At 40.6% G+C, this 20,077-nt stretch carries 17 protein-coding genes and 1 pseudogene; 5 read left to right on the top strand and 13 right to left on the bottom strand.

All coding sequences use genetic code 11. The annotated features are described in order from the left end of the window. The first annotated feature begins 94 nt into the window (after positions 1-94). Positions 95-1,756 (top strand): sensor histidine kinase, encoded by a 1,662-nt coding sequence (locus PAENI_RS01820; RefSeq protein ID WP_081392998.1) that lies wholly within the window; start codon positions 95-97, stop codon positions 1,754-1,756. Between the two features lie 18 nt (positions 1,757-1,774). After that, entirely contained in the window at positions 1,775-3,385 is a 1,611-nt protein-coding gene (locus PAENI_RS01815) for a response regulator transcription factor (protein WP_149644061.1), read from the top strand. A 64-nt stretch (positions 3,386-3,449) separates the two neighbouring features. Here PAENI_RS01815 and PAENI_RS01810 read toward each other — a convergent pair whose 3' ends face one another. Next, on the bottom strand, positions 3,450-4,544 hold the full coding sequence (locus tag PAENI_RS01810; protein ID WP_149644060.1) for a glycosyltransferase family 2 protein: 1,095 nt from the start codon (positions 4,542-4,544) through the stop codon (positions 3,450-3,452). A 212-nt stretch (positions 4,545-4,756) separates the two neighbouring features. On the opposite strand from PAENI_RS01810, the gene PAENI_RS01805 reads away from it, so the two are divergent. Next, positions 4,757-5,593 carry a DUF4850 domain-containing protein gene (locus PAENI_RS01805; protein ID WP_149644059.1) on the top strand — a complete coding sequence of 279 codons (837 nt, stop codon included), beginning with the start codon at positions 4,757-4,759 and terminating at the stop codon, positions 5,591-5,593. Between the two features lie 132 nt (positions 5,594-5,725). Beyond that, complete coding sequence (gene thiD / locus PAENI_RS01800) at positions 5,726-6,538, top strand: bifunctional hydroxymethylpyrimidine kinase/phosphomethylpyrimidine kinase (RefSeq protein WP_042187061.1); 813 nt, start codon at positions 5,726-5,728, stop codon at positions 6,536-6,538. A 91-nt stretch (positions 6,539-6,629) separates the two neighbouring features. Here thiD and PAENI_RS01795 read toward each other — a convergent pair whose 3' ends face one another. The 9 genes from PAENI_RS01795 to PAENI_RS01755 all read right to left on the bottom strand — a co-directional run bounded on the left by PAENI_RS01795 (position 6,630) and on the right by PAENI_RS01755 (position 15,081). Further along, the gene (locus tag PAENI_RS01795) at positions 6,630-7,004 is read right to left on the bottom strand and encodes a DoxX family protein (protein ID WP_149644058.1); all 375 of its coding nucleotides are present in this window, start codon (positions 7,002-7,004) and stop codon (positions 6,630-6,632) included. A gap of 241 nt (positions 7,005-7,245) precedes the next feature. Then, positions 7,246-7,677: an RrF2 family transcriptional regulator gene (locus PAENI_RS01790; RefSeq protein WP_149644057.1), complete on the bottom strand. Its 432-nt coding sequence runs from the start codon at positions 7,675-7,677 to the stop codon at positions 7,246-7,248. Between the two features lie 128 nt (positions 7,678-7,805). Next, positions 7,806-8,234 carry a hypothetical protein gene (locus PAENI_RS01785; RefSeq protein WP_149644056.1) on the bottom strand — a complete coding sequence of 143 codons (429 nt, stop codon included), beginning with the start codon at positions 8,232-8,234 and terminating at the stop codon, positions 7,806-7,808. 114 nt (positions 8,235-8,348) lie between these two features. Then, positions 8,349-9,692 (bottom strand): glycoside hydrolase family 30 protein, encoded by a 1,344-nt coding sequence (locus PAENI_RS01780; RefSeq protein ID WP_149644055.1) that lies wholly within the window; start codon positions 9,690-9,692, stop codon positions 8,349-8,351. An 84-nt stretch (positions 9,693-9,776) separates the two neighbouring features. Further along, positions 9,777-11,414, bottom strand: a complete 1,638-nt coding sequence (locus tag PAENI_RS01775; RefSeq protein ID WP_149644054.1) for a type 2 periplasmic-binding domain-containing protein — start codon at positions 11,412-11,414, stop codon at positions 9,777-9,779. 120 nt (positions 11,415-11,534) lie between these two features. Further along, positions 11,535-12,422 carry a carbohydrate ABC transporter permease gene (locus tag PAENI_RS01770; RefSeq protein ID WP_149644053.1) on the bottom strand — a complete coding sequence of 296 codons (888 nt, stop codon included), beginning with the start codon at positions 12,420-12,422 and terminating at the stop codon, positions 11,535-11,537. 14 nt (positions 12,423-12,436) lie between these two features. Next, entirely contained in the window at positions 12,437-13,378 is a 942-nt protein-coding gene (locus PAENI_RS01765; protein ID WP_042193674.1) for an ABC transporter permease, read from the bottom strand. A gap of 276 nt (positions 13,379-13,654) precedes the next feature. Then, a complete protein-coding gene (locus PAENI_RS01760; protein WP_042187045.1) occupies positions 13,655-14,665 on the bottom strand; it encodes a LacI family DNA-binding transcriptional regulator in 1,011 nt (336 codons plus the stop codon). Positions 14,666-14,793: 128 nt separating this feature from the next. Continuing rightward, positions 14,794-15,081 (bottom strand): ArsR/SmtB family transcription factor, encoded by a 288-nt coding sequence (locus PAENI_RS01755; RefSeq protein WP_149644052.1) that lies wholly within the window; start codon positions 15,079-15,081, stop codon positions 14,794-14,796. Positions 15,082-15,291: 210 nt separating this feature from the next. Between PAENI_RS01755 and PAENI_RS33170 the strand changes: the two are divergent. After that, a pseudogene (locus tag PAENI_RS33170) lies at positions 15,292-15,386 on the top strand (alpha-L-arabinofuranosidase C-terminal domain-containing protein); the annotation flags it as partial. A gap of 106 nt (positions 15,387-15,492) precedes the next feature. Here PAENI_RS33170 and PAENI_RS01745 read toward each other — a convergent pair. The 3 genes from PAENI_RS01745 to PAENI_RS01735 all read right to left on the bottom strand — a co-directional run bounded on the left by PAENI_RS01745 (position 15,493) and on the right by PAENI_RS01735 (position 20,006). After that, positions 15,493-17,874, bottom strand: a complete 2,382-nt coding sequence (locus tag PAENI_RS01745; RefSeq protein WP_149644051.1) for an alpha-L-arabinofuranosidase C-terminal domain-containing protein — start codon at positions 17,872-17,874, stop codon at positions 15,493-15,495. A 197-nt stretch (positions 17,875-18,071) separates the two neighbouring features. Further along, positions 18,072-18,977, bottom strand: coding sequence for a hypothetical protein (locus PAENI_RS01740; RefSeq protein WP_042187039.1), 906 nt, complete (start codon positions 18,975-18,977; stop codon positions 18,072-18,074). 207 nt (positions 18,978-19,184) lie between these two features. Continuing rightward, entirely contained in the window at positions 19,185-20,006 is an 822-nt protein-coding gene (locus tag PAENI_RS01735) for an AraC family transcriptional regulator (RefSeq protein ID WP_149644050.1), read from the bottom strand. Positions 20,007-20,077: the final 71 nt, after the last annotated feature.

Below are 20,077 nucleotides of genomic sequence, written 5' to 3'. Positions count from 1 at the left end.
TCCTGTATTTTTCCTGCAGAGGTCTTATAATGATTTTATGAACAAAAAAACAGCGAAGCACAAAACCTACCCCATTCGTCATTATATAAAAGTCATGATGGCAGTCTCGTTCACAGTCCTCATTCTGGATTTAGCGATCAGCATTACTTCCATTTCTATCGTTAAGCAGCAGTCCACTCGAAATTTACAGGATACTGCGGCACTCTACATTAATCGTATCAATCATGATTTTGCTTACATTAATCACTATATGGGCTGGACGCTAGGGAACGATGAGAGCTTGCTTGCGATGAATACTTACGGGGTCAACAGTATCGAGTTCTTGAAGGCAAATGATAATCTGCATAAACGCTTTACCGAGCTGCAAAAAAACTACGGACATGAGTACAACTTTTTCTACTATTTGAAAAATGAGAACTACTTTTTAAATTGTGCACCGATCAGTGTGACCTATACGGATTACAGGCAGCTCAAAACGAAGATTATTTCTTATATTGATGATAAGGAGATGTATGAGAAGTTTTATTCCAAATGGACACCTATCCTTGTTAACAACCACTACTACGTGATTAATATCGTTCCCTATTACAATCGTTATTTAATTGGACTGATCTCCGCCGATAATCTGATCCGTCCTCTACGCCAAATTAATCTGGGTGCCAATGGTTATGTTTCTCTAGTAGATGAGAATGAACAGCCTTTATCGAGTCCCATATCGAACAGCGGAAAGCTGATAACGGAAGAGAGAGGCTTCTCTAATCTTTTGCAATCGCGTACAACAATCAACAGCGCCTTCTCGGACACCACCTTCAGCACTAAAATGGTCATTAAATATGGCATATTCGAAAAAATAATCATTGCTCAGCTGCTTATAATGTTACTCTTCTTCATTGTAACTTCCACTTTATGCATCGTTCTGCTGTTTTTCAAGAAAAGAGTACTAGGCCCGATTCAAAGCTTCTCTGAGAACCTTGCTTTCATTAATGAGGCTGGGCAACCCGCAGATTTCAAAAGCAGTGAGATTATAGAGCTGGAACAAGCAAACACACAGTTTAAAGATTTAGTTGATCAAATCAAAACCTTCAAAATCGCTATGTACGAGCAGGAACTGGAGAAGCAGCGGATACAACTGGATTATATGAAGCTACAGATCAAGCCCCACTTTTTCTTAAATTGCCTGACCAGCATCTATAGCATGGCCCAAATTGAAATGTATAAAGAAATTGAGAATATGACGTTGTCTACGTCGAAATATTTCCGTTATATTTTTCAAAATGGTGAGAATTTTGTTCGGCTGGAGGATGAAATCGAGCATGTCCGAACCTATCTAGAGATTCAAAAGCAACGTTATCAGGATGCATTTATTTACAATATTGAGCAAGAGGATCAGGCAAGCTGTGTGGAAATTCCGCCATTAGTGCTGCAAACCTTCATTGAAAATTCTATTAAATATGCGATTTCACGAGAACATGAAGTAGAGATCAGGCTTACAGTCCAGCGATTACGGATTGAAGAGGAAGACATGCTCGTTATCCAGCTCACCGACACCGGTCCCGGTTTTCCACCGCAAGTGTTAGAGAAGCTTAATCTTGGTGAGCCCTTGGATCAAAGCAACGGTATGCAGATCGGCATTATGAATACGCTTAAACGGCTGGAATATCTCTATTTAAAAAGAGCAACTATCACCTTTTCCAATTTGGAGAGCGGCGGCGCTAGTGTAATCTTATCTCTTCCAGAGCTTCCTAAAAAAATCTAAATGAATGGAGAGCTAACTATGAATGTACTGCTTGTTGATGATGACTTTTATGTTATTGCTGCATTGCAAAAGAGAATAGATTGGGAATCGTTACACATTGATACTGTCTATACAGCAAATAATGTCGCTCAGGCACGTGAAATAATAGAAAAGCATTCTATTCAAATTCTGATATCGGATATTGAAATGCCTCAGGGTAGCGGATTGGAATTACTGGCATGGATTCGCGAAGGGAATTATAGTATTCAGACTATACTTCTTACTAATTATGCGGATTTCAACTATGCCCAGAAAGCCATTGAATTGCAAAGCTTTGAATATTTTCTGAAGCCCATCGAATTTGATAAGCTGATGCTGATTATCCACAAAGCTGTCACACAGGCAAAAGAGCAGCAAAGAAATGAAAAAGCCATTCAAGGCGGTTACTTTTGGCAAAAAAACCAGGCGAAGATTCTCGAGCATTTTTGGCGAAAGTTGGTTAGTGGAAGCACATCATTTCCGATTAAATTAGCGGACATCACCCTTGCCATTGAGGAACAGAACCTCTCCTATCAAATGAGTGACACTCTGCAGCCTTTAATCTTCAACCTATTTCCTTACAACGGCAGTATGGGAAAAGAAGAGAAGGATCTTTTTGATTTTGCTCTGCTGAACGTATTATATGAATTGTTACAGAGTCCTTGCTTTACCATCGAGAGCATTCTGGAATATAAAGATTATAATTGGATCGCCATATTAAAATGGAACCAGATGCCAGACACACCCTTGCTTGAAGAATTATGCTCTTCCTTTATTCAAAAGGCGATTCCTTATTTAAAATGCGACGTCTGCTGCAATATTGGTTTATACGATAAACTGAATCATGTGGGGAATGTTCTGAAACAATCGCTTCGCATGGATGAGGAAATTACGAGATGCAGAAATCAGACTTTTTTAGTGGAAGCCTATCTCTATCAAAATAAAACTGGCTATACGCCACCGGATCTTGTCTATTTGGAAGAGCTGCTGAACCAGAATCAATTCACTACTTTTCTTGAGGAAGTTACGAAATCTCTAAGGGTTATGCTTAACAATAGAACTCTGGAGACCTCTGTCCTTAGCTTGTTCCGCTTAGATATTGTTCAGCTAGTCTATTCATTTCTCAACCTCAAAGGGATACGGTCACACAAACTATACTCCGGCAAAACTAACGATAAATTATCCTTGCACTCTCTGAACTCGATCGAGGATATGGAAGAATATCTTAAATATTTAGTGACTACAGCGATGAAATACCGTGAGTTTGCCGCACAGACCAAATCCGTCGCGGAGGAAATCAAACAATACATTCATTCGCATTACGGTGATGATCTGACACGAAATGATTTGGCCGAAATTGTCTACCTCAATCCTGATTATCTGGCAAGAATATTCAAACGAGAAACTGGTGTTTCATTAGGCAGCTACGTCATCCAAGTTAGAATCGCGGCTGCAAAGCATCTATTGGAAACCACAAATATGTCTGTTTATACTGTCGCAAACAAGGTTGGCTATAACAACTACTCCTATTTCTCTAAGCTGTTCAAACAAGAGGTTGGACTCCCTCCCAACGATTACAAAAAAGAACAACAATACAATCCAGCATATTAAAAAGAGGGTGTCTTAACGACGAAAACCCCCAGAGTCATTATCATGACGACTGGGGGCATTTTTGTTAAGCTTGAATCGCTACATATTTATCGCCAAGCAGATTTTTAAAATAAGTGCGATTATATAACATGCTAGGATGAGACGGATAAAAGTTCAGCGCCGTTTCATTATGATGATTTGCTAACTCGTGTTGGCCGAGACGATCATAACAGAGTGCCAATTGAAGATGCGGCAGCCAGGTATAGAAAATCCCATTTTTCATGCCCATCGAATCGTTATCCCTTGGCAGATTTATCGCAAGCTCATACCAATATGTCGCTGGTTGCAACTGCCCTTTTTCCAGAAGAAGGGCCCCAAGTCGGCAGCAGAACTCTGAACGTGGTTTATCGTACTGTAACGTTCTGCATAACGCTTCAAATGCACCTTCTTTATCCCCCAGGCGTTCCCGGCATTCGGCAAGCCTTAAGCAAGCTTGAAAATTATCTTCTATCCAGCCTTGCCCACCCGTCAAAAACAGCTCATAGTATTTGCAAGCCTCTTCATTTAAAGCATGATCCCGTAATTCATTTGCATAATAGTACTGATCTCTTGGAGAGAATGTTTCACCCTCGGCCACTCTTTTTTGATAAATCCGCAAATTACGGTCCGTATATTCCTTATCCTTCTCATGGGTAACACAGACATCACTACTGAATGAAGGACCACTTACCTCTAAATATTCATGTACTGGGCCAATCCATTGAAAATTACAGCTCCGGCGAACAAGCCGATTCCGACGTAAGCTAGCTGTGACATTTCCCGCCTCGTCAAAAGCCAAATTATACTGCATATTCACGCTATGGATATGTTTTGGTAAAATCTCTTTTAGCTTTTTGAACAGAATCTGATCCGCTTCTTTTATATAGTCATCCGCATCCAGCCACAAAATGTACTCCTGAGTAGCTTTACTGAAGGCAAAATTACGTGCGGCACTAAAGTTATCGATCCATTCGAAATCATAAATCACAGCTCCGAAGGACAATGCAATCTCTTTCGTCTTATCCGTCGAGCCTGTATCCACGATAACCACTTCATCTACAAGACTTGCAATGCTAGACAAACATCTGTGCAAGCTTTTTTCTTCATTTCGTACAATCATACATAAGCTAATCGTGACCATACTCGCCCTCCTAAGCGTTTGGTTTAAAATTTCTTTCTATATTGATATGCAGAGTTAGTGAAATGGAATCCCTATCTATCCCAGCCGATAATGAAGAACTTCAGAAAATAAGGGCTATGTATAGTGTGAATCTTATAATTTCTTATTTTCATAAGAAACTTTCCACTTCATTCATAGGTCTATATAGATATGATCAAAGGAGGTGACGATATATGAAATCAAAACGAAGACGCGTTAGAAGCAGCTGGATCTTAGCTTCAATATTATTTGTCGTAATGGCAATAGTACTGTTGATTGGATATAAGGGCTTTACTAATAATGAAACAAATAATGAATCCCCCCTCTCTCAAAATGTGCTCGAATTTCCAAGCAGCGATCCCGATAATGAACCGCTCCTCATTCCACTGCATACCACGCTGGCGCAGTTAAGTATTGATAGCGGTGACGGAACTGTAAATACAGAAGCTCCCCCTATTCCTAAAATGACCTTTGCCTTATCTCAAAAAGTGAAAAACCAAGTCGAAGCAACGCTGGTCTACCGCCCCGATATCGGTGGAGGTTATCTTTTACTCGCACCTGCTGGATGGCTGGCCACCGCGGTTGTCGGTGCTAACGGTTCTTATGGGGTTACCTTCCAGGATCCAAACAATCCGGAACAAAACATGAATTATTCAGATAATGCTTGGGGTTGTATAGGCTGTGCCATCACTGGAATAGGGACTTATTTTCCGAATAAAGCCGAATGGGCCGATGAGATGGGATTTACAATTTATAATCCTCTTAAGTTCAGCGAACGGCATATTTTAGGCCCGGCAGGAGCTGAAGCCCGTACTGTCAGATATACACTTCCAGCAGACACAAACGGCTATCAAGCCGAGGGTGTCGCGTATTACGATAAAGGTGAATGGGGTTATTTGTTTCGCAATATTGAAATACATCAATCGCAAACAGCCCCACAGCAGGAAGTGGTAGAGACCCTGATGAAGTTTTTTATAGATCATCAAGGACCACTTTTCATTGCTGACCCAAACGGTGAAAAGTCAGACTAATCATGTGAAATTCTTGATGAAGGTATTTTCAAATTTTGCTTCTGCATTTAGAAAGACGTAGGTGCTATTTTTTGTTATAATCAATGCAATGCGTTGTTTATGAATTCAGACATATATAAAGGGGACGTTACCATGACTCAAATTATTAAAACTCTAACTATTGCAGGCAGCGACTCCAGTGGTGGCGCAGGCATCCAAGCGGATCTAAAAACATTTGAAGAGTATGGTACCTACGGCTTTAGTGCCTTGACAACTATTGTTACAATGGACCCGGACAACGGCTGGCACCATAATGTTTATCCAATTGACGCCTCCATTGTTGCTGAGCAGCTAAAAACTATTTTCGCAGGTGGTCCAGTAAATGCCATGAAGACGGGTATGCTGGGAAGTGTTGAAATTGTGCGTGTTGCTGAGCAAGCGATCAAAGAAAATCTACAGACCAATGTAGTGATTGATCCGGTCATGGTCTGCAAGGGTGAAGATGAAGTCTTGAACCCAGACAGCGCGGAGGCTATTCGTGATTTACTGCTGCCACTTGCCACTGTGGTTACACCAAATCTGTTTGAAGCTGGTGTTCTTTCAGGTCTTGGCAAACTTTCTACCCTAGAGGATATGAAAGAAGCTGCTCGTCTGATTCATAAGCTCGGAGCAAGTAATGTCGTGGTTAAAGGCGGCAAAGCACTCGGGGGCGATCAAGCGATTGATGTCTTCTTCGACGGTGCTGAGTACACCGTATTTCAAACAGCCAAAATCGAGCCTGCTCACAATCATGGGGCTGGATGTACCTTCGCCGCTGCCATTACAGGCGGTTTAGCTAACGGTCTGTCCGTTCATGAAGCTGTAGCAAAAGCTAAAGATTTTGTCTCCGCAGCCATTCGCAATGGCTTTGCGTTCAATGAATATGTGGGTCCTGTATTTCATGGTGGCTATCGTTTAGAACGTTAGAACCCCTAAGCTACAGATCCTGAAACAAAAATGGCAGTCCGGATGCTGTATTTCAGCACTGAACTGCCATTTTTTTATTGTGCGAGTATAATTACTTAAACCCTGGAAAATCAGCCAGATCGGAAAGATGGATGAAAAACACAATAATTGCTAACACGCCAAGCAGGATAATCGGAAACGTCTCTTTGAACGAATCTTTTTCGCGTATATGAACCAGAGTTCCGCCAATAGCTGTAACGCCAAGTAAAAGTGCGCCTGCTGCTGCCCAGCTAGGCTCCCAGTAGCCAACAACCAATGCTGCCGCAGCCACAATCTCAACTAGACCCGTTACTACTCGAAACCATTGTGGTAAACGCCATTTTTTAAAGTTATCCACGTGCATTTTTGAACCCGCTACTTTTCCCGACCCTGCCATAACGAAAGCAAGTATCAACAAGCTTTGTAATACGATGGATACAATATTCATGATCATCACTCCCTAAATTAATTTGCAACTACAGTAAGCACATATTAAAGAAAATAAATTCACTGCTAAACAATAGATGTTACTTACGCTACTCCGCTTCGTTTATTCCCCCTTGCTATTATATGTGCTCACCTCAAGCACAATACCTACAAAATAAAATTGCAGTGCTGACTGCAACTCACTTTATTATAGTAGCTAAATAAATATTTTACCAGTGCCTTTTTTATTGAAAATTAAAATATTAAGAAAAAAACTCTACCCGCTCCATCACATTAGTAATCGTATATTGGCGTAAATATTGAATGGTCCGTTGTTCTGTCTCCTGGAGAATTTTTTCAAGCTCTACATCGAGCAAAGCACTTGCTCCACAGGCCATATCCACTTCTAAATCCTCCGCCGTTGTACTAACTGCCTCATAAATCTCTCCCAGTGTAATCTCATCGGCAGATTTCAGAAGAACGTACCCGCCTTCTCTTCCACCTTTGGACTCCACGATTCCCGCAGTTGCCAAAGACTGCATCACTCTACGCATAAAGGTTGCGTGTGAATTGACTTGGCTTGCAATCATTGCACTAGATAGGATGCTCCCGCTTTTAGCCAGCCAAACGATCGAATGTACCGCTATTTTAAAACGGGGAGGTCCGATGTTCACTCCACGATTAGCTGTACTCATGCCCCATCTCCCCTTTCAACTGCAATTATATAAAGCACATTATAGAGTAAAACAAGGGATCGAGCAAACCAACAAGGGCACATTCCATATGGAATATACCCTGTAATATTTAGCGTTTCTATGTTTGATTATTCAAAATTCGCAAACTTAATACTTTGCTTATGCTTACGTCTATTCTGATCATTCCACGAGAGAACGACTTCCAGTTCTTTTGCCCCACTCTTTATAAAAAATTGACTAAAGCTAACCGTCTCATTCGGTCTCATATCATAGCTAAATGGATCAGCTAAGATGATTTGTTCCTGATTAGCGTCTTGTACTGGTCGATACAACTCAAAGGTTACATCTATCGTATCTTCACTCAAATTTGTGACTAATAGCTCGTAGCTCTTATATTTTTCCGGCTGTAGCGAAGGCAGTTTACTTTTATGGAGCTCCACTGCCCATTTGGTTGTTTCACTCTTTACAGGTAGCATACTTTTAACCGCATAAATACTAGAGCCACCAGTAATCATCAAACACAGAACTAGCAGCGTCAGCACAAACCTTCTATTCAATGCTCATATCTCCTCGCTATAGGTATGCGTTTAAGATTCACGAACACTGATTTTTTATGCGTTTTTTGGCAAAAAAAAGTACTCGAATCTAAATTCGAGCACTTCATACACATATTATTTAATCAAAACAGATAAAGCACTTTTAGAGCCTAAACGTAACGATAAATCATCCTTACCCTGCAATTTCACAGCTACATTCTCAGCCTTTTCACTATTGTTGAACAGAACAACCGCAATAGAGTGATCTGTATTCTTAAAAGCTACGGAACGAATCACTTCTTGATTAGTGGAAGCGTCAATACGTACAGCCTTAGGGCGAATGAATTTGCTGAAGTGTGCCAGTGCATAGTAGTCCAGTGTATACGTAAGTTCCTTAGTCTCTTGGTTGACCGTCACAATACCGCGACAAGTACTTTTACCAAAGCCCGGGACAGTTGGACCGTTCTTCTCATCTAAGGCCATATTCCACAAGACAAAGGATTTACTATGATTTCTGAGAATATCAATCCCTGTTCTCATGACATTCGAGAAGGCTTGTTCAAACGGAGGAATCCATTCGCCACCAGAACCTTCTGTGAAATGCACTTCTTTATCCGCGAAAGCTTTCAGCACCTCTGATTGTGCTGACGCATTCCCGCCATACCAGTGCCAGGCAACACCGTCCACTTCATCTTTCGCATAATCGAGCACCGTGAGTGGATAATCCGGACGATCCCAGTTGTGATCATAGCAGAGAATTTTTGTATGGATGTTGTTTTTCACGAAGCTAGGCTTCAAATAATTTTTAATAAAATCTCTTTGCGCCTCAGGCAGCATTAACATACTTGGATAGTGCTTTGGTTCAAAAAGAGGCTCGTTCTGCGGTGTTACCGCATAAGTTGGCAGACCGTGCTCTTCAAATGCTTGAATGTATCGTACAAAATAATCGGCATAAGCCTGGTAATGTTCATGTTTAAGTTCACCGGCGATCATAGATCCGCTAGTCTTCATCCAACCTGGTGCACTCCAAGGTGAAGCCATCAGCTTGATCTCAGGATTAAGTTCCAGCGCTTGTTGTAACAAAGGGATAATATCAGCTTCATCATGTGCGATGGAGAAATGAGTTAATTCTGTATCGGTTTCCTGAGCAGGCATATCGTTATAGCTATAAATATCTCTAGCATAATCCGATGCTCCCATTGGATTTCTTAATACGGACAAGCCAATTCCATCTTGGGAATCAAAAAGCTTGCTCATGACTTCTTTTTTCTGTTCATTGTCAAGGACTTGGTTAATCAAATATGCGGATGAATCCGTAAAGGATGCCCCGAAGCCATCCATTTCCTGAAAGGTTTGATTCTCATCAAGGTTTACAGTAGTGACCGGCTCATCTGAAGCCATTGGAGTCAATTGTTCTAGCGTTTGCTCTACGAACAATTCATTTTCCCCTGTAGATTGATAAATTTTAAGTTTTGTCATGTTGTTTCCCTCCACTTTTCTATATATTTTGCTATGTTTCTGTATGATAAGGCCCCAGTAAAGGGGCCCCATCCAGCCTTTTCCTTATTTAAGACCTAATTTTTCTTTGTTGTTCTTCATTTTTTCAGTGCGAATTTCTGCGATCTTATCCCAGTTGTTATCCTTCAAGAATGATTTGTAAGCAGCCAAGGTGCTATCAAATGTTGCTTCATCCTTAGCACGAATCATACTCACAAGCGTAGTGTTCCAATTTGTATCGATTGCAGATAGACTACGAGCTTCAGGCGTTCCTTGAGCCGGGTTGATATTTTCAAGAATAAAGTGTGGTTTCAGCTTTCCTTTACCCCACTCTTGCATTTGTTTAATAGAATCTGCAAATGCGTCATTACTTAGAGCTTTATCGCGGTCATGTCCAAAGAACATAAATTCGCCCATCCGGTAATCCTTTTTAAATTTATCGGCATTATTCAATTGAAGATCTTTGATTTCAGGTAAAAATTCAATTTTCCCCGCTTCGTTAACCTTATAGGTCTCCCCTTCAATACCATAGTTCATAAGCTTTTGTCCTTCTTCACTCAATAGATAAGTGTAGATCTGAATCGCTTTGGCAGGGTCCTTAGCCTTTTTAGTGACATAGGTGATCATCCAGCCTGTAATTCCTGACTGATTCAACGTTGGCTCATGTCCAACTGTGCTTTGCGGTCCATCAATAGCGATATATTCTTTGTCTGGATTTTCTGTCATGAAGATTTGCAGATTACCACTTTGTTGAGGTGTTCCATCGAGCATCAGCGTTGCATATTTACCGGATTTCAATTTTTCTTCAAATGCCGTCCCGTCATCTGCAAAGCTGTCATCGCTGATGTCACCATTTCTGTAGACTTCATTTAATGTTTTCAACCAAGTCAGATAATCCTCATCTAGGTTACGGTTGTAGAATTCACCATTTTCGGTTTCCATCGGTACGCCGATGAAATCCTGAAGAACATCTCCCAAAGAACCAGTGCCTGTGCCAATAGAGTTAAAACCAAAAGGAATCATTGCCGGGAATTGCTTTTTGATTTGCTGCATAACACTCTTGAATTCTTCAGGAGTTCCAATGGTTGGTTTTCCAATCGCTTCGTAAACATCCTTGCGGATTACAAATGCCGTTTTAGCAGGAATGTTACCGCTGTCAAAATCGTTTTGCGTATTAGAATAGTTAGGATAGCCATAAGTCTTACCGTCTGCTAATTGGAACCAGTTCATCGTATCTTTTGCTGCTACTTTATTGAAATAAGGATCATATTTATCCGCCAGGTCATTCAAAGGCAATGCCCAAGTTGCGGCTTTTTGTACCACTGGTGAGTTCGAATCAAAGATAGTCAACATATCCGGCATTTCGCCACCGGCAAAAATAGTATTTAACTTCGTGTCGTCCCCAGTAATGAATTTAATATTGATGTTTAGGTCCTCTTTAATCTTTTTAGTAACGAGGTCCTTACCAAAGTCTGTGTTCCACCAATCCGCATTTACATACCAAGTGAGATCCGTAGTTTCTTCTTTTTTATCAAGCTTCCAAGCTGGTGTTTCTGGGTCAATTGTATATCGCCCTTCAATGGAGCTTAATTCTTTGCTGGAGTTATCAGAACTACCCTTCGATCCACAACCCGTAAATACCAATACAACAGCCATAAGCGCAGTACAAAGTTTGAGTCCTTTTTTCCCAAATGCTTTGTTCATCCCTTGTTTCCCCCTAAAAAAGTTTTGGTAGTAACGGAAGTGTAGAACTGATAGTACAAGCTACACTTCCGATGGATCATTTCGTACATAAGTGTTTGTTATAAAATCCCTCCAATCTTTCTATTCTTTCACCGCCCCCATCATCATTCCTGAAATAAAGTACCTCTGTAATATTGGATACATCACAACAATCGGCAAAGTTGTAATGACAATTGTTGCTAGTTGAACCCCTTTAGTAGTAGTTTCGATAATCGCAGATCCGCCGACATTTTGCATGGATTGCGTTTGCGACTGAACGATAATTTCATAGAGCTTCATCTGCAGCGGATAGAGTGCTTGATCGGTAATATATAATTTGGTGGTCATAAAGTCATTCCACTGCCCAACCCCGTTAAATAACGCGATCGTAGCCATAGCCGGCATGGAAAGAGGGATAAAAATCTTCAGGAATATACGCCAGTCACCTGCACCATCGATTTTGGCTGACTCTTCAAGTGAATCCGGTACGTTTCTAAAGAAGTTCATTAGAATAACTACGTCATAATAACTGAACAAGGCCGGGATAATATAAACCCAAAAGCTGTTCAATAGACCGAGTGATTTAATCAATAAATACGTTGGAATCATACCACCTGAGAAGAACATGGTGATTACACCCATGGCAACGTATAGCTTGCGGCCACGTATGTATTTTTTACTCAAGCCATAACCGATCATCGCGCAAAAGAATACGTGGGTAATGACACCGATGAACGTTTTGGCAATGGAGACTATAAAGGCTAATCCTATCGTCTCGTCATTAAATACTGCGCGGTAATTCTCTAAGGAGAAATCAGTAGACCAGAATATAAATCCACCTTCCGCGAGCGCCTTACCTGAGCTTAAGGAGGATATGACCACATTCCATAAAGGAACAACGATAATTACTGTACAGATGCAGAGTAAAATAATATTTATAGTGTTAAAGATTCGACTGTCGAGATCTTCTTTAGCTACCGTACGATTCACAAAAATGCCTCCTTCTACAGAACTGATTGATTATCATTTAATTTGCTGGACACTTTGTTGGCACTAATCAGTAGGATCACAGAAACAATGGAGACACCTAAACCAACAGCAGTAGCATAAGAGAAGTCACCTTGCGTCATACCCATACGATATACATAAGAATTGATTACCTCTGCTTTGGCACGGTTCTGAGAATTCATCAAGACCAATGTTTGATCCAGATTCGATCCTAATAAACCGCTTACAGTCAGAATCAGATTTAAACTGATAATTGGCTTCATATTAGGAAGGGTAATATTCCAAATTTGTCTCATACGACTTGCCCCATCTATTTTGGCAGCTTCATAATAAGTAGGATCAATTTTGGACATGATGGCTAAGTATAAAATTGTTCCCCAACCTGCCTCTTTCCAAATATCCGATAACGTTGCAATCCACCAATACTTGTTCGCATCAAGCAAGATATTTACCGGTTTCGAAATGATCCCCAAATTGAGCAGGATTTCGTTAAACATACCGGAGGAAGAGAACCAAGCAATCAACATCCCGCCCAGAACGATCCAGGACAAAAAGTGTGGTAAATAAGAGATTGTTTGTACTATTTTCTTAAAGCGTCCACCGCTTAATTCATAAATCATGACGGATAGAATAATTGGAATAACAAAACCTATAGCTAATTTCAGAAAGCTGATCCCCAAGGTATTGACTACAGCATCCCAAAAATATTTGTCTGATAAAATAATTCTGAAATTATCAAGCCCCACCCATGGTGCAGAATCGAGCGTGTCTATTACGGTGTAGCTTTTAAAAGCAATCGTTAATCCGTAAATAGGAATGAAACAAAAGATAATCATAAAAATGATTCCCGGGATGACCATGGACTGAATCTCCCATTGCCTCTTATAATCAATCACAAATTCTTTGACCCTCTGTCCCATAGGTTTCTTACTGTTCATTGGATTCTTCCCGTTCACTGGCACTACGGCTAATTTATCCACGTTTTTCTTCTCCCCTCCAAATCATGATCCCCATAACAATAAAAACGTTTTTATTTCTTTTTAAAAAAAACCTCCTAAAAGCAATAAAATTATCAAGCATAAACGCCTTCAGTGTCCTTATCAGGACGATATGCGTTTAAGCGAGAAATATAAGATATAAAGTATAGGTGCAAACTTATACTTTCTTATATTTAAAAATGATCGGATACTATCTTGTTGCCCTTCTTGAAAGCGTTAGTACCGATCAATCTTCACTTGAGTAGAACCGCGTACAATTAGTTCACCTGGCAGTTTCATCATTTCGCCCTGTTCCTTCTTCTGAATCATGCGAACCAGGTGATTTATGGATAGAATACCTTGTCTGGCAATTTGATTTCTTACCGTCGTTAATGGCGGTGAGAAATACTGCGCGATATCAATATCGTCAAACCCCATAACGCTTATATCCAACGGGACTTCATATCCATTCGATTTCAAAGCTTGAATACACCCAATGGCGCTCAAATCATTCCCCGCTAAAAAAGCATCAGGCATTTTTTCAGGACTTAAATGAACTAGAGACTTTATAGCGTTATAGGTGCTCTCTTCCTCAAAATATCCTTGTATAATATACTCTTCGTTCGTCGGAAGCTGATATTGACGCAAAGCGGCCAAGTATCCTTCTTTCCGCTGAACACTGTCATACATCTCATCTACACCAGATATGTAAGCAATTTTCTTGTGTCCCAGACTGATTAAATATTTAGTTGCTTCGTAAGCAGATTCAAACGAATTAAAGATTACGCTTCCCATCGTTTCATTCTTAAGTGGTCGATCCAGAAACACAGCCTTGATCTTGTCTTTTACCATTGCGGCAATTTCTTCTTCATCTATTCTCAGCTCTTCGTAGATAATGACACCATCCACACGTCGGCCTAGAATATTGCTCATAATTACTTGTTTATCCTTTGTAACAAATACATTTAAACCATAACCTAACCGATCACATTCACGAGACATGGACTCCACCAGCTTATAGAAGTACGGTCCTGCTACACTTGTCGTGAAAAAACCTAGCATTTTAGTTTTTCCGTTCCTTAGGAGCTTGCCATTTAGGTTTGGAACATAATTTAATTGCTTCGCGACCTTAAGCACATGTGATTTGGTCTCCGGATTTAATACATCAACGTCATTTAGTGCGTTGGAAACTGTAGAAATGGAAACTCCAGCCTCTCTAGCAACGTCTTTGATAGTTACCTTTTCCATAACGATTCAATCTTCCTTTACAAATAAAAACGTTTTTATAGATTTAAATTATCATAAAAACGTTTTCATTACAATATGTTTTTTTTATTTTTATTAATTCTCTATTTCGTATCATTTACAATATCTGATTAGCAGATTCCCCGAGATCCTGATAATTTAATCTGCAGGCAGTTCGTAGACAGTGAGCAATACTTATATGTCCCTCCATCCACACGTCTCATTTTAGAGTTAATCAGGCCTGCTTTTTGCAGCTTGGCAACATGGGTGCTAACCATCGCACTACTTAGATAGAGCTCGGCAGCCAGTTCTTTAATATGCATCTCTTTTCGGTCTAGTAGTTCGATAATCCTTAACCTGACTTCACTTGCAAGTGCTTCATAGACTCGAAGCGATTCTGTATCTGTAGTTAAGTGCATTTTATTGTCTCCTATGCCTTTGAATTAGTATTTTTATGTATTCACAAATCAATTTCTTAGTTAACAATAATATTAATCATTATTTTAACATAAGCGAGATAAGTATGGATGCAGTGTAGCTACTACCTGTGATTATATTCAAGCTAAGAAAAAGAGCAAGAAGAAAATTAGAGTTCGAAGATGTATACACACTAGAAGAACACTGGTCGTGGCTGTTGTCTCATTACATTACTAAAACATGTGAACCGTGTAAAGATGGTCTGCATCGGCCAGCAATTAATGATATTGCACCTATCATAACCGAGAATATCCTAGAATGTGATCGTCTGTGGGTGAACAGCTATACAACCGGACATGAACGCCCCTTTGAACCTTTTTAACACTAAGGATTCGGAGGGGCGTTTTTAGCTTTTATTTTATTCTAAAAATCGTTACGGATTGTTTAGGGAACTCATAAGAAAAACTGCTGACCATCGTCGTAAATTTGGTTTGCTTAGGAGAGACAAGCTCTTTATTCTCGAAGTTATTTTCATCCTCAAGCTGGTATCCCGACAGTTCATATACTTCGATGGACAAGTCCTTTTTTGCCATCTCTTCTAATATAATCTCAGCAGAAACGCTGTTCTCTTGTACATTCACTGTCTTAAGAATGATATCCCTTGTGGAATCCTCCATGCTTGCTGTGTAATAAAGCGGTTCGATGACCGGAAGTTTGTCCTCCGTCTCATTGATGAGCTCTCCGTTAATATAAGTACGAATATGTCTGTCTGATACTTCTAGCTTCAGATCGTATTCTACGTCTGTTTCAACTGTAAACATAGAATGTGTAAGCACAGAGTTTCTCCCGTTAATAATTGATGCCACAATGGAATCCTGATTCTGCCAGCCACCTAGTTCCCAATACAAATGATTCTGATCATCTGCTTTACCAAAATAGAACACAAACCCTTTATTCCCTGCGGTTCTAGTAGCCTTAAAATTCAAGGTATAGCTCTCCCACTCCGTCTCTCCAAGCTCTAGTGTTCGTTTGGCCGTTCCGTTCTGAGCAGGATCAGGCAGGTTTGATACTTCTTCTGACAACTCAGAATACGTCTTCACTTCTCCCGTAACATTGTTGACCAGTGTGATTTCTGAATATCGAGCAGCGGATGCATCCACACCCAAGCTAATCGCTCCTGTGATCGCTTCAGCTTTGCGTTCCTCAGGTACTGTGAAGCCGTTCGCTTTTATCTCCAGTAGGTGATCTCCCTGATGGTTCATGAATAGCTTTTGAACATAGTAGTTCGCAGTTCCGTACACTTCATGATTATTAAACCAGATTAGATCCGGCTTCCAGTTGATATAATCCACATTGCAGAGCATAGGAGCATAACATGCCAAACCAACCGCATGAGCGTTGTTCTGAAGTCCCGTCATAAAAGCCGCTTCCACTAATGCGTTATAATAGGTATTTCCCCATGAAGCATATTCACCTAAGAACACTTTCGGTTCGTCGGCCTTAAAGTCATCATAACGATGATGATTCGCCAGGAACCATTCAGGTGTACAGTAATAATGCTCGTCTACAAGATCAGACTTATTCTCTTTTGCCGATGTCCAGCCCCGTTCATATTCCTTACCAGCAGAGAATGGACCGCTCGAATTAATGACCTTAATATCCGGATATTTCTCTTTAATGGCTTGATGAAAGTAAGGATATCGCTCGAAAAAGGGTGCACCTACCTCTTCATTGCCGATGCCGATATACTCTAGCCTAAAAGGTTTCGGGTGACCAAGGTTCGCACGTATCCTTCCCCACTTCGATGAAATGTCCCCATTAGCAAATTCAATCAAATCCAGTGCATCCTCAACCCAGGGCATTAATTCATCCAGTGGCACCATACGTTTATGATGCGGATCGTAGCCGCCCGGAAGAACGGGAATCGGCTTAGCTCCAATATCCTCACAGAACTGAAAATATTCAAAGTATCCTAACCCAAGCGTCTGATTGTAGGACCAGTTATTCCGCCTTGCCGGCCTTTGTGCCACATCCCCAATTGTATTCTTCCATCTGTACATAGAATCTCTGTCATCTGGATTTAAGGAACCGTCATGTACCAGACAACCTCCCGGAAACCGCATGAATTTAGGCTTTAAGTCGGCGAGCAACAGTGAAATATCTTCACGCATGCCCCCAGGTCTGTTCATAAAGGTCTTCTCCGGAAACAGAGAAACCATGTCCAGATATACCCTCCCGCTGCCTTTGGTAACGATTACAAGGCGTGAACTAGTATCTGTAGCCTTAGACTTAATAACTGCTTCGTATCGAGTCCATTCGGAGTGATTCACAGCGATTTCCGCTTCACCATGAATGATACCATTTGTACTTTCAATGGATACGATAAGGGGTACGTCAAAGCTTGTCTCCCGACGAGCATATACCGAGAACTTATAATTCTCGCCCTCTTTTACTGGAATACCACTATTGAATCCCAGATTCATCAACCCAACGCCGTCACCTTCAGCCACAATATCAATGGCTACATAATGTGGATTACGATCATTCAAGGGCTCGCTATCTTCCACGGTGATTACGGTTTTCCCATCTCCACGTTCTATAGGCTCCCAAGCCATTAACGCATGATAATCGGCCCGATCTATCGGATCAAATTCAAAGGATCGATTCTGAACTAGCTCAGCATAAAGTCCACCATCTGCCGCATGATTTAAATCCTCAAAGAAGATTCCAAATAAATCACCTATTGCTGCACCACACTTCTGTGTATGTATTGTCAGAGTTCCTTCTGTCTTCACTCTTTCATCACTCCCTTGTTAAATTCAGTTTAGTTTATATTTATATTACTTAGTTCGTATCTATATGAATCATTATAGTGAGTTCACTTCACATTCGTCAATTCAGATGCTTTGAATGTACAACAAAAAAGCCGATATCGTATGAGAATCCATACAACATCGGCCTTTATAACACTGGTCCATTTATACATACTCATTTATTTGGCAGTCATTTGCCCTACTAAGAACTCAACAAAATCAGTTGATTTGTTCTTATCTTCATCTTCTCCAAACACCCCAATGATCATCTTCCGTGAATGAATTGGAAGGTCAGTAGCAAATTTCGTATCTGTGATATCTACGCCTGTGATCCATTCTTCACCGTTCTCCGTATTTTTTATACGTTTCAAACGAATATCATCTAAAGGAAGTCCCGCTGATTTAACAAACGGCTCTAGATTCTTAAGTCCCTGCTGTTGTCCGATCCAATCAAAAGTAGCATCATCCAAAATAAGAATATTCGGACGATCCGCCGCCAGCATCGCCATCGCGCGCTGGATATAAGTCATGTCTAACGCGCCTCCACCTTCTCCACCTGTTGAGGGAAGATATACGACTTCCGTCTTTACCCGCTTCCAAGCTGGATAACGATTGACGATCTCTTGTTTAAGCTCTTCATCCTTACCTGATGGATCTTGAGATTCATAGTTTCCTAGGAACATGATAGTTACATCCACTGGCGGGAGTGAAGCTTCATATTTTTTTGCTTGATATTGATTATAAAGAGCGTTACCTCCAAAGATTAGCACTAACAGCACAACGATAGATACAAATGTATGGACTTTGTATAGCCTAAAAAAATTCTCCGATTTACGCGCTATGCCGGAAAATGCTCCCCATTTCTCTAGCCGCTTGTCCTCTGCCTCCTGAATTTCCTGCTGATCTAAGCCGTCTAAGATCGTTTTGTAAGCCAGAAATTCTTCTTCATAGGCTGCAGCCTCAGTTTCTGAGGAATTTGATTTACGGCGTTTCAAATGCAAATCAAACTTTTTATTCAGTTCCTCCCGGGTAATGTCTACAGGCAAGTCCAAACGTTCGTATGCCTCTTTTAACTTCTCATTCAAATTGATGACTCCTTCCTGATGCTTAGCTAGATATCTGATCGTAAATTTGGTTCTATGTATTAAATTAGATTGGACATACACATATTGCAAAAAAATGAGCGGATTCGTGAAAAATACAATATATGAACTCAATTAAACTATATCATGGAGTGCTAGACGCTAACAAGTAAGCGTTTATCATAGGGCTTAGAGGCATTCTCTATTACTCTAGTCCAAACCATGCAGCTGTTTAAATTGCTCTGGACTCATTCCAGTCAACCGCTTAAACACTAGACAAAAATAGCTGGCATTTTCGAAGCCCACTAACTGAGCAATTTCATACATTTTTTTATCTCGTTCATTGAACATTAGCTGTTTACTCAAGTTAATACGTTGCTTGTTGATATAGGTTACAGGTCGATCATGAATTGTTTTTTGAAAAAGCCTGCATAAATACTGTGGCGACACTGCAATAACCTCCGCAAGTTCCTTTAATGGGAGGGTCCTATGAAGATTCCTTTCTATATGTCGCAATACCGGTTTAATTCGCTCCAATTCAAGAGCCTCGTTTAGAGGAGAAACTAGGTTGCTTTTTAAATCCAGCAGCAGCGCGTATAGTTGTTTGGATCGTTCCAGATTCGTTTCCAGTTCATTACTATCTGACAAGTTGAGCATTTCTTTTAAAGGATTTAGCCACTTATCCTCCTTCAACCTTGCAGGGCCTGATTCGCGGATTCCTGCGTACAGCAGCATTTGACCGGCCTCTCTACCATTAAATGAAATCCATGACAGCTTCCACTTACTGCTGATTGGCGCATACGAATGCGTAATATTCGGGAACAAAAAGAATACATCCCCTGAACCCACAATATATCGCTTCTCCTGAATGACAAGTTCGCCTTTGCCTTCGTGAATATGATGTATTTGATAATCCGGAAATCCGGTAGGACGTAAGGTTTCTGCCTGATGCTCCCAAAATCCAATGGTTGTAGCATACAGCGGCAGCATATTTGTATCTTCCGTTTGGCAAAAGATTATTTTACTCTCCATCTGATCACCCGTTTCATATTTTGTTATATTGGATGAAAAATCTTTTATATCTCTTACCATTACTCCAATTT

The sequence above is a fragment of the Paenibacillus sp. B2(2019) genome (assembly GCF_008370385.1).
In the GTDB taxonomy this organism is placed as follows: Bacteria; Bacillota; Bacilli; order Paenibacillales; family Paenibacillaceae; genus Paenibacillus_AQ.
The sequence above is the reverse complement of the archived record's forward strand: the minus strand, read 5'-3'. Positions and strand labels throughout refer to the sequence as shown.

What these genes read in the sequence shown, in the direction of transcription:
- PAENI_RS01820 (WP_081392998.1), top strand. Translation starts at nt 95, where the DNA reads ATGATGGCAGTCTCGTTCACAGTCCTCATTCTGGATTTAGCGATCAGC.
- PAENI_RS01815 (WP_149644061.1), top strand. Translation starts at nt 1,775, where the DNA reads ATGAATGTACTGCTTGTTGATGATGACTTTTATGTTATTGCTGCATTG.
- PAENI_RS01810 (WP_149644060.1), bottom strand. Translation starts at nt 4,544, where the DNA reads ATGGTCACGATTAGCTTATGTATGATTGTACGAAATGAAGAAAAAAGC.
- PAENI_RS01805 (WP_149644059.1), top strand. Translation starts at nt 4,757, where the DNA reads ATGAAATCAAAACGAAGACGCGTTAGAAGCAGCTGGATCTTAGCTTCA.
- thiD (WP_042187061.1), top strand. Translation starts at nt 5,726, where the DNA reads ATGACTCAAATTATTAAAACTCTAACTATTGCAGGCAGCGACTCCAGT.
- PAENI_RS01795 (WP_149644058.1), bottom strand. Translation starts at nt 7,004, where the DNA reads ATGAATATTGTATCCATCGTATTACAAAGCTTGTTGATACTTGCTTTC.
- PAENI_RS01790 (WP_149644057.1), bottom strand. Translation starts at nt 7,677, where the DNA reads ATGAGTACAGCTAATCGTGGAGTGAACATCGGACCTCCCCGTTTTAAA.
- PAENI_RS01780 (WP_149644055.1), bottom strand. Translation starts at nt 9,692, where the DNA reads ATGACAAAACTTAAAATTTATCAATCTACAGGGGAAAATGAATTGTTC.
- PAENI_RS01775 (WP_149644054.1), bottom strand. Translation starts at nt 11,414, where the DNA reads ATGAACAAAGCATTTGGGAAAAAAGGACTCAAACTTTGTACTGCGCTT.
- PAENI_RS01765 (WP_042193674.1), bottom strand. Translation starts at nt 13,378, where the DNA reads ATGAACAGTAAGAAACCTATGGGACAGAGGGTCAAAGAATTTGTGATT.
- PAENI_RS01760 (WP_042187045.1), bottom strand. Translation starts at nt 14,665, where the DNA reads ATGGAAAAGGTAACTATCAAAGACGTTGCTAGAGAGGCTGGAGTTTCC.
- PAENI_RS01755 (WP_149644052.1), bottom strand. Translation starts at nt 15,081, where the DNA reads ATGCACTTAACTACAGATACAGAATCGCTTCGAGTCTATGAAGCACTT.
- PAENI_RS01735 (WP_149644050.1), bottom strand. Translation starts at nt 20,006, where the DNA reads ATGGAGAGTAAAATAATCTTTTGCCAAACGGAAGATACAAATATGCTG.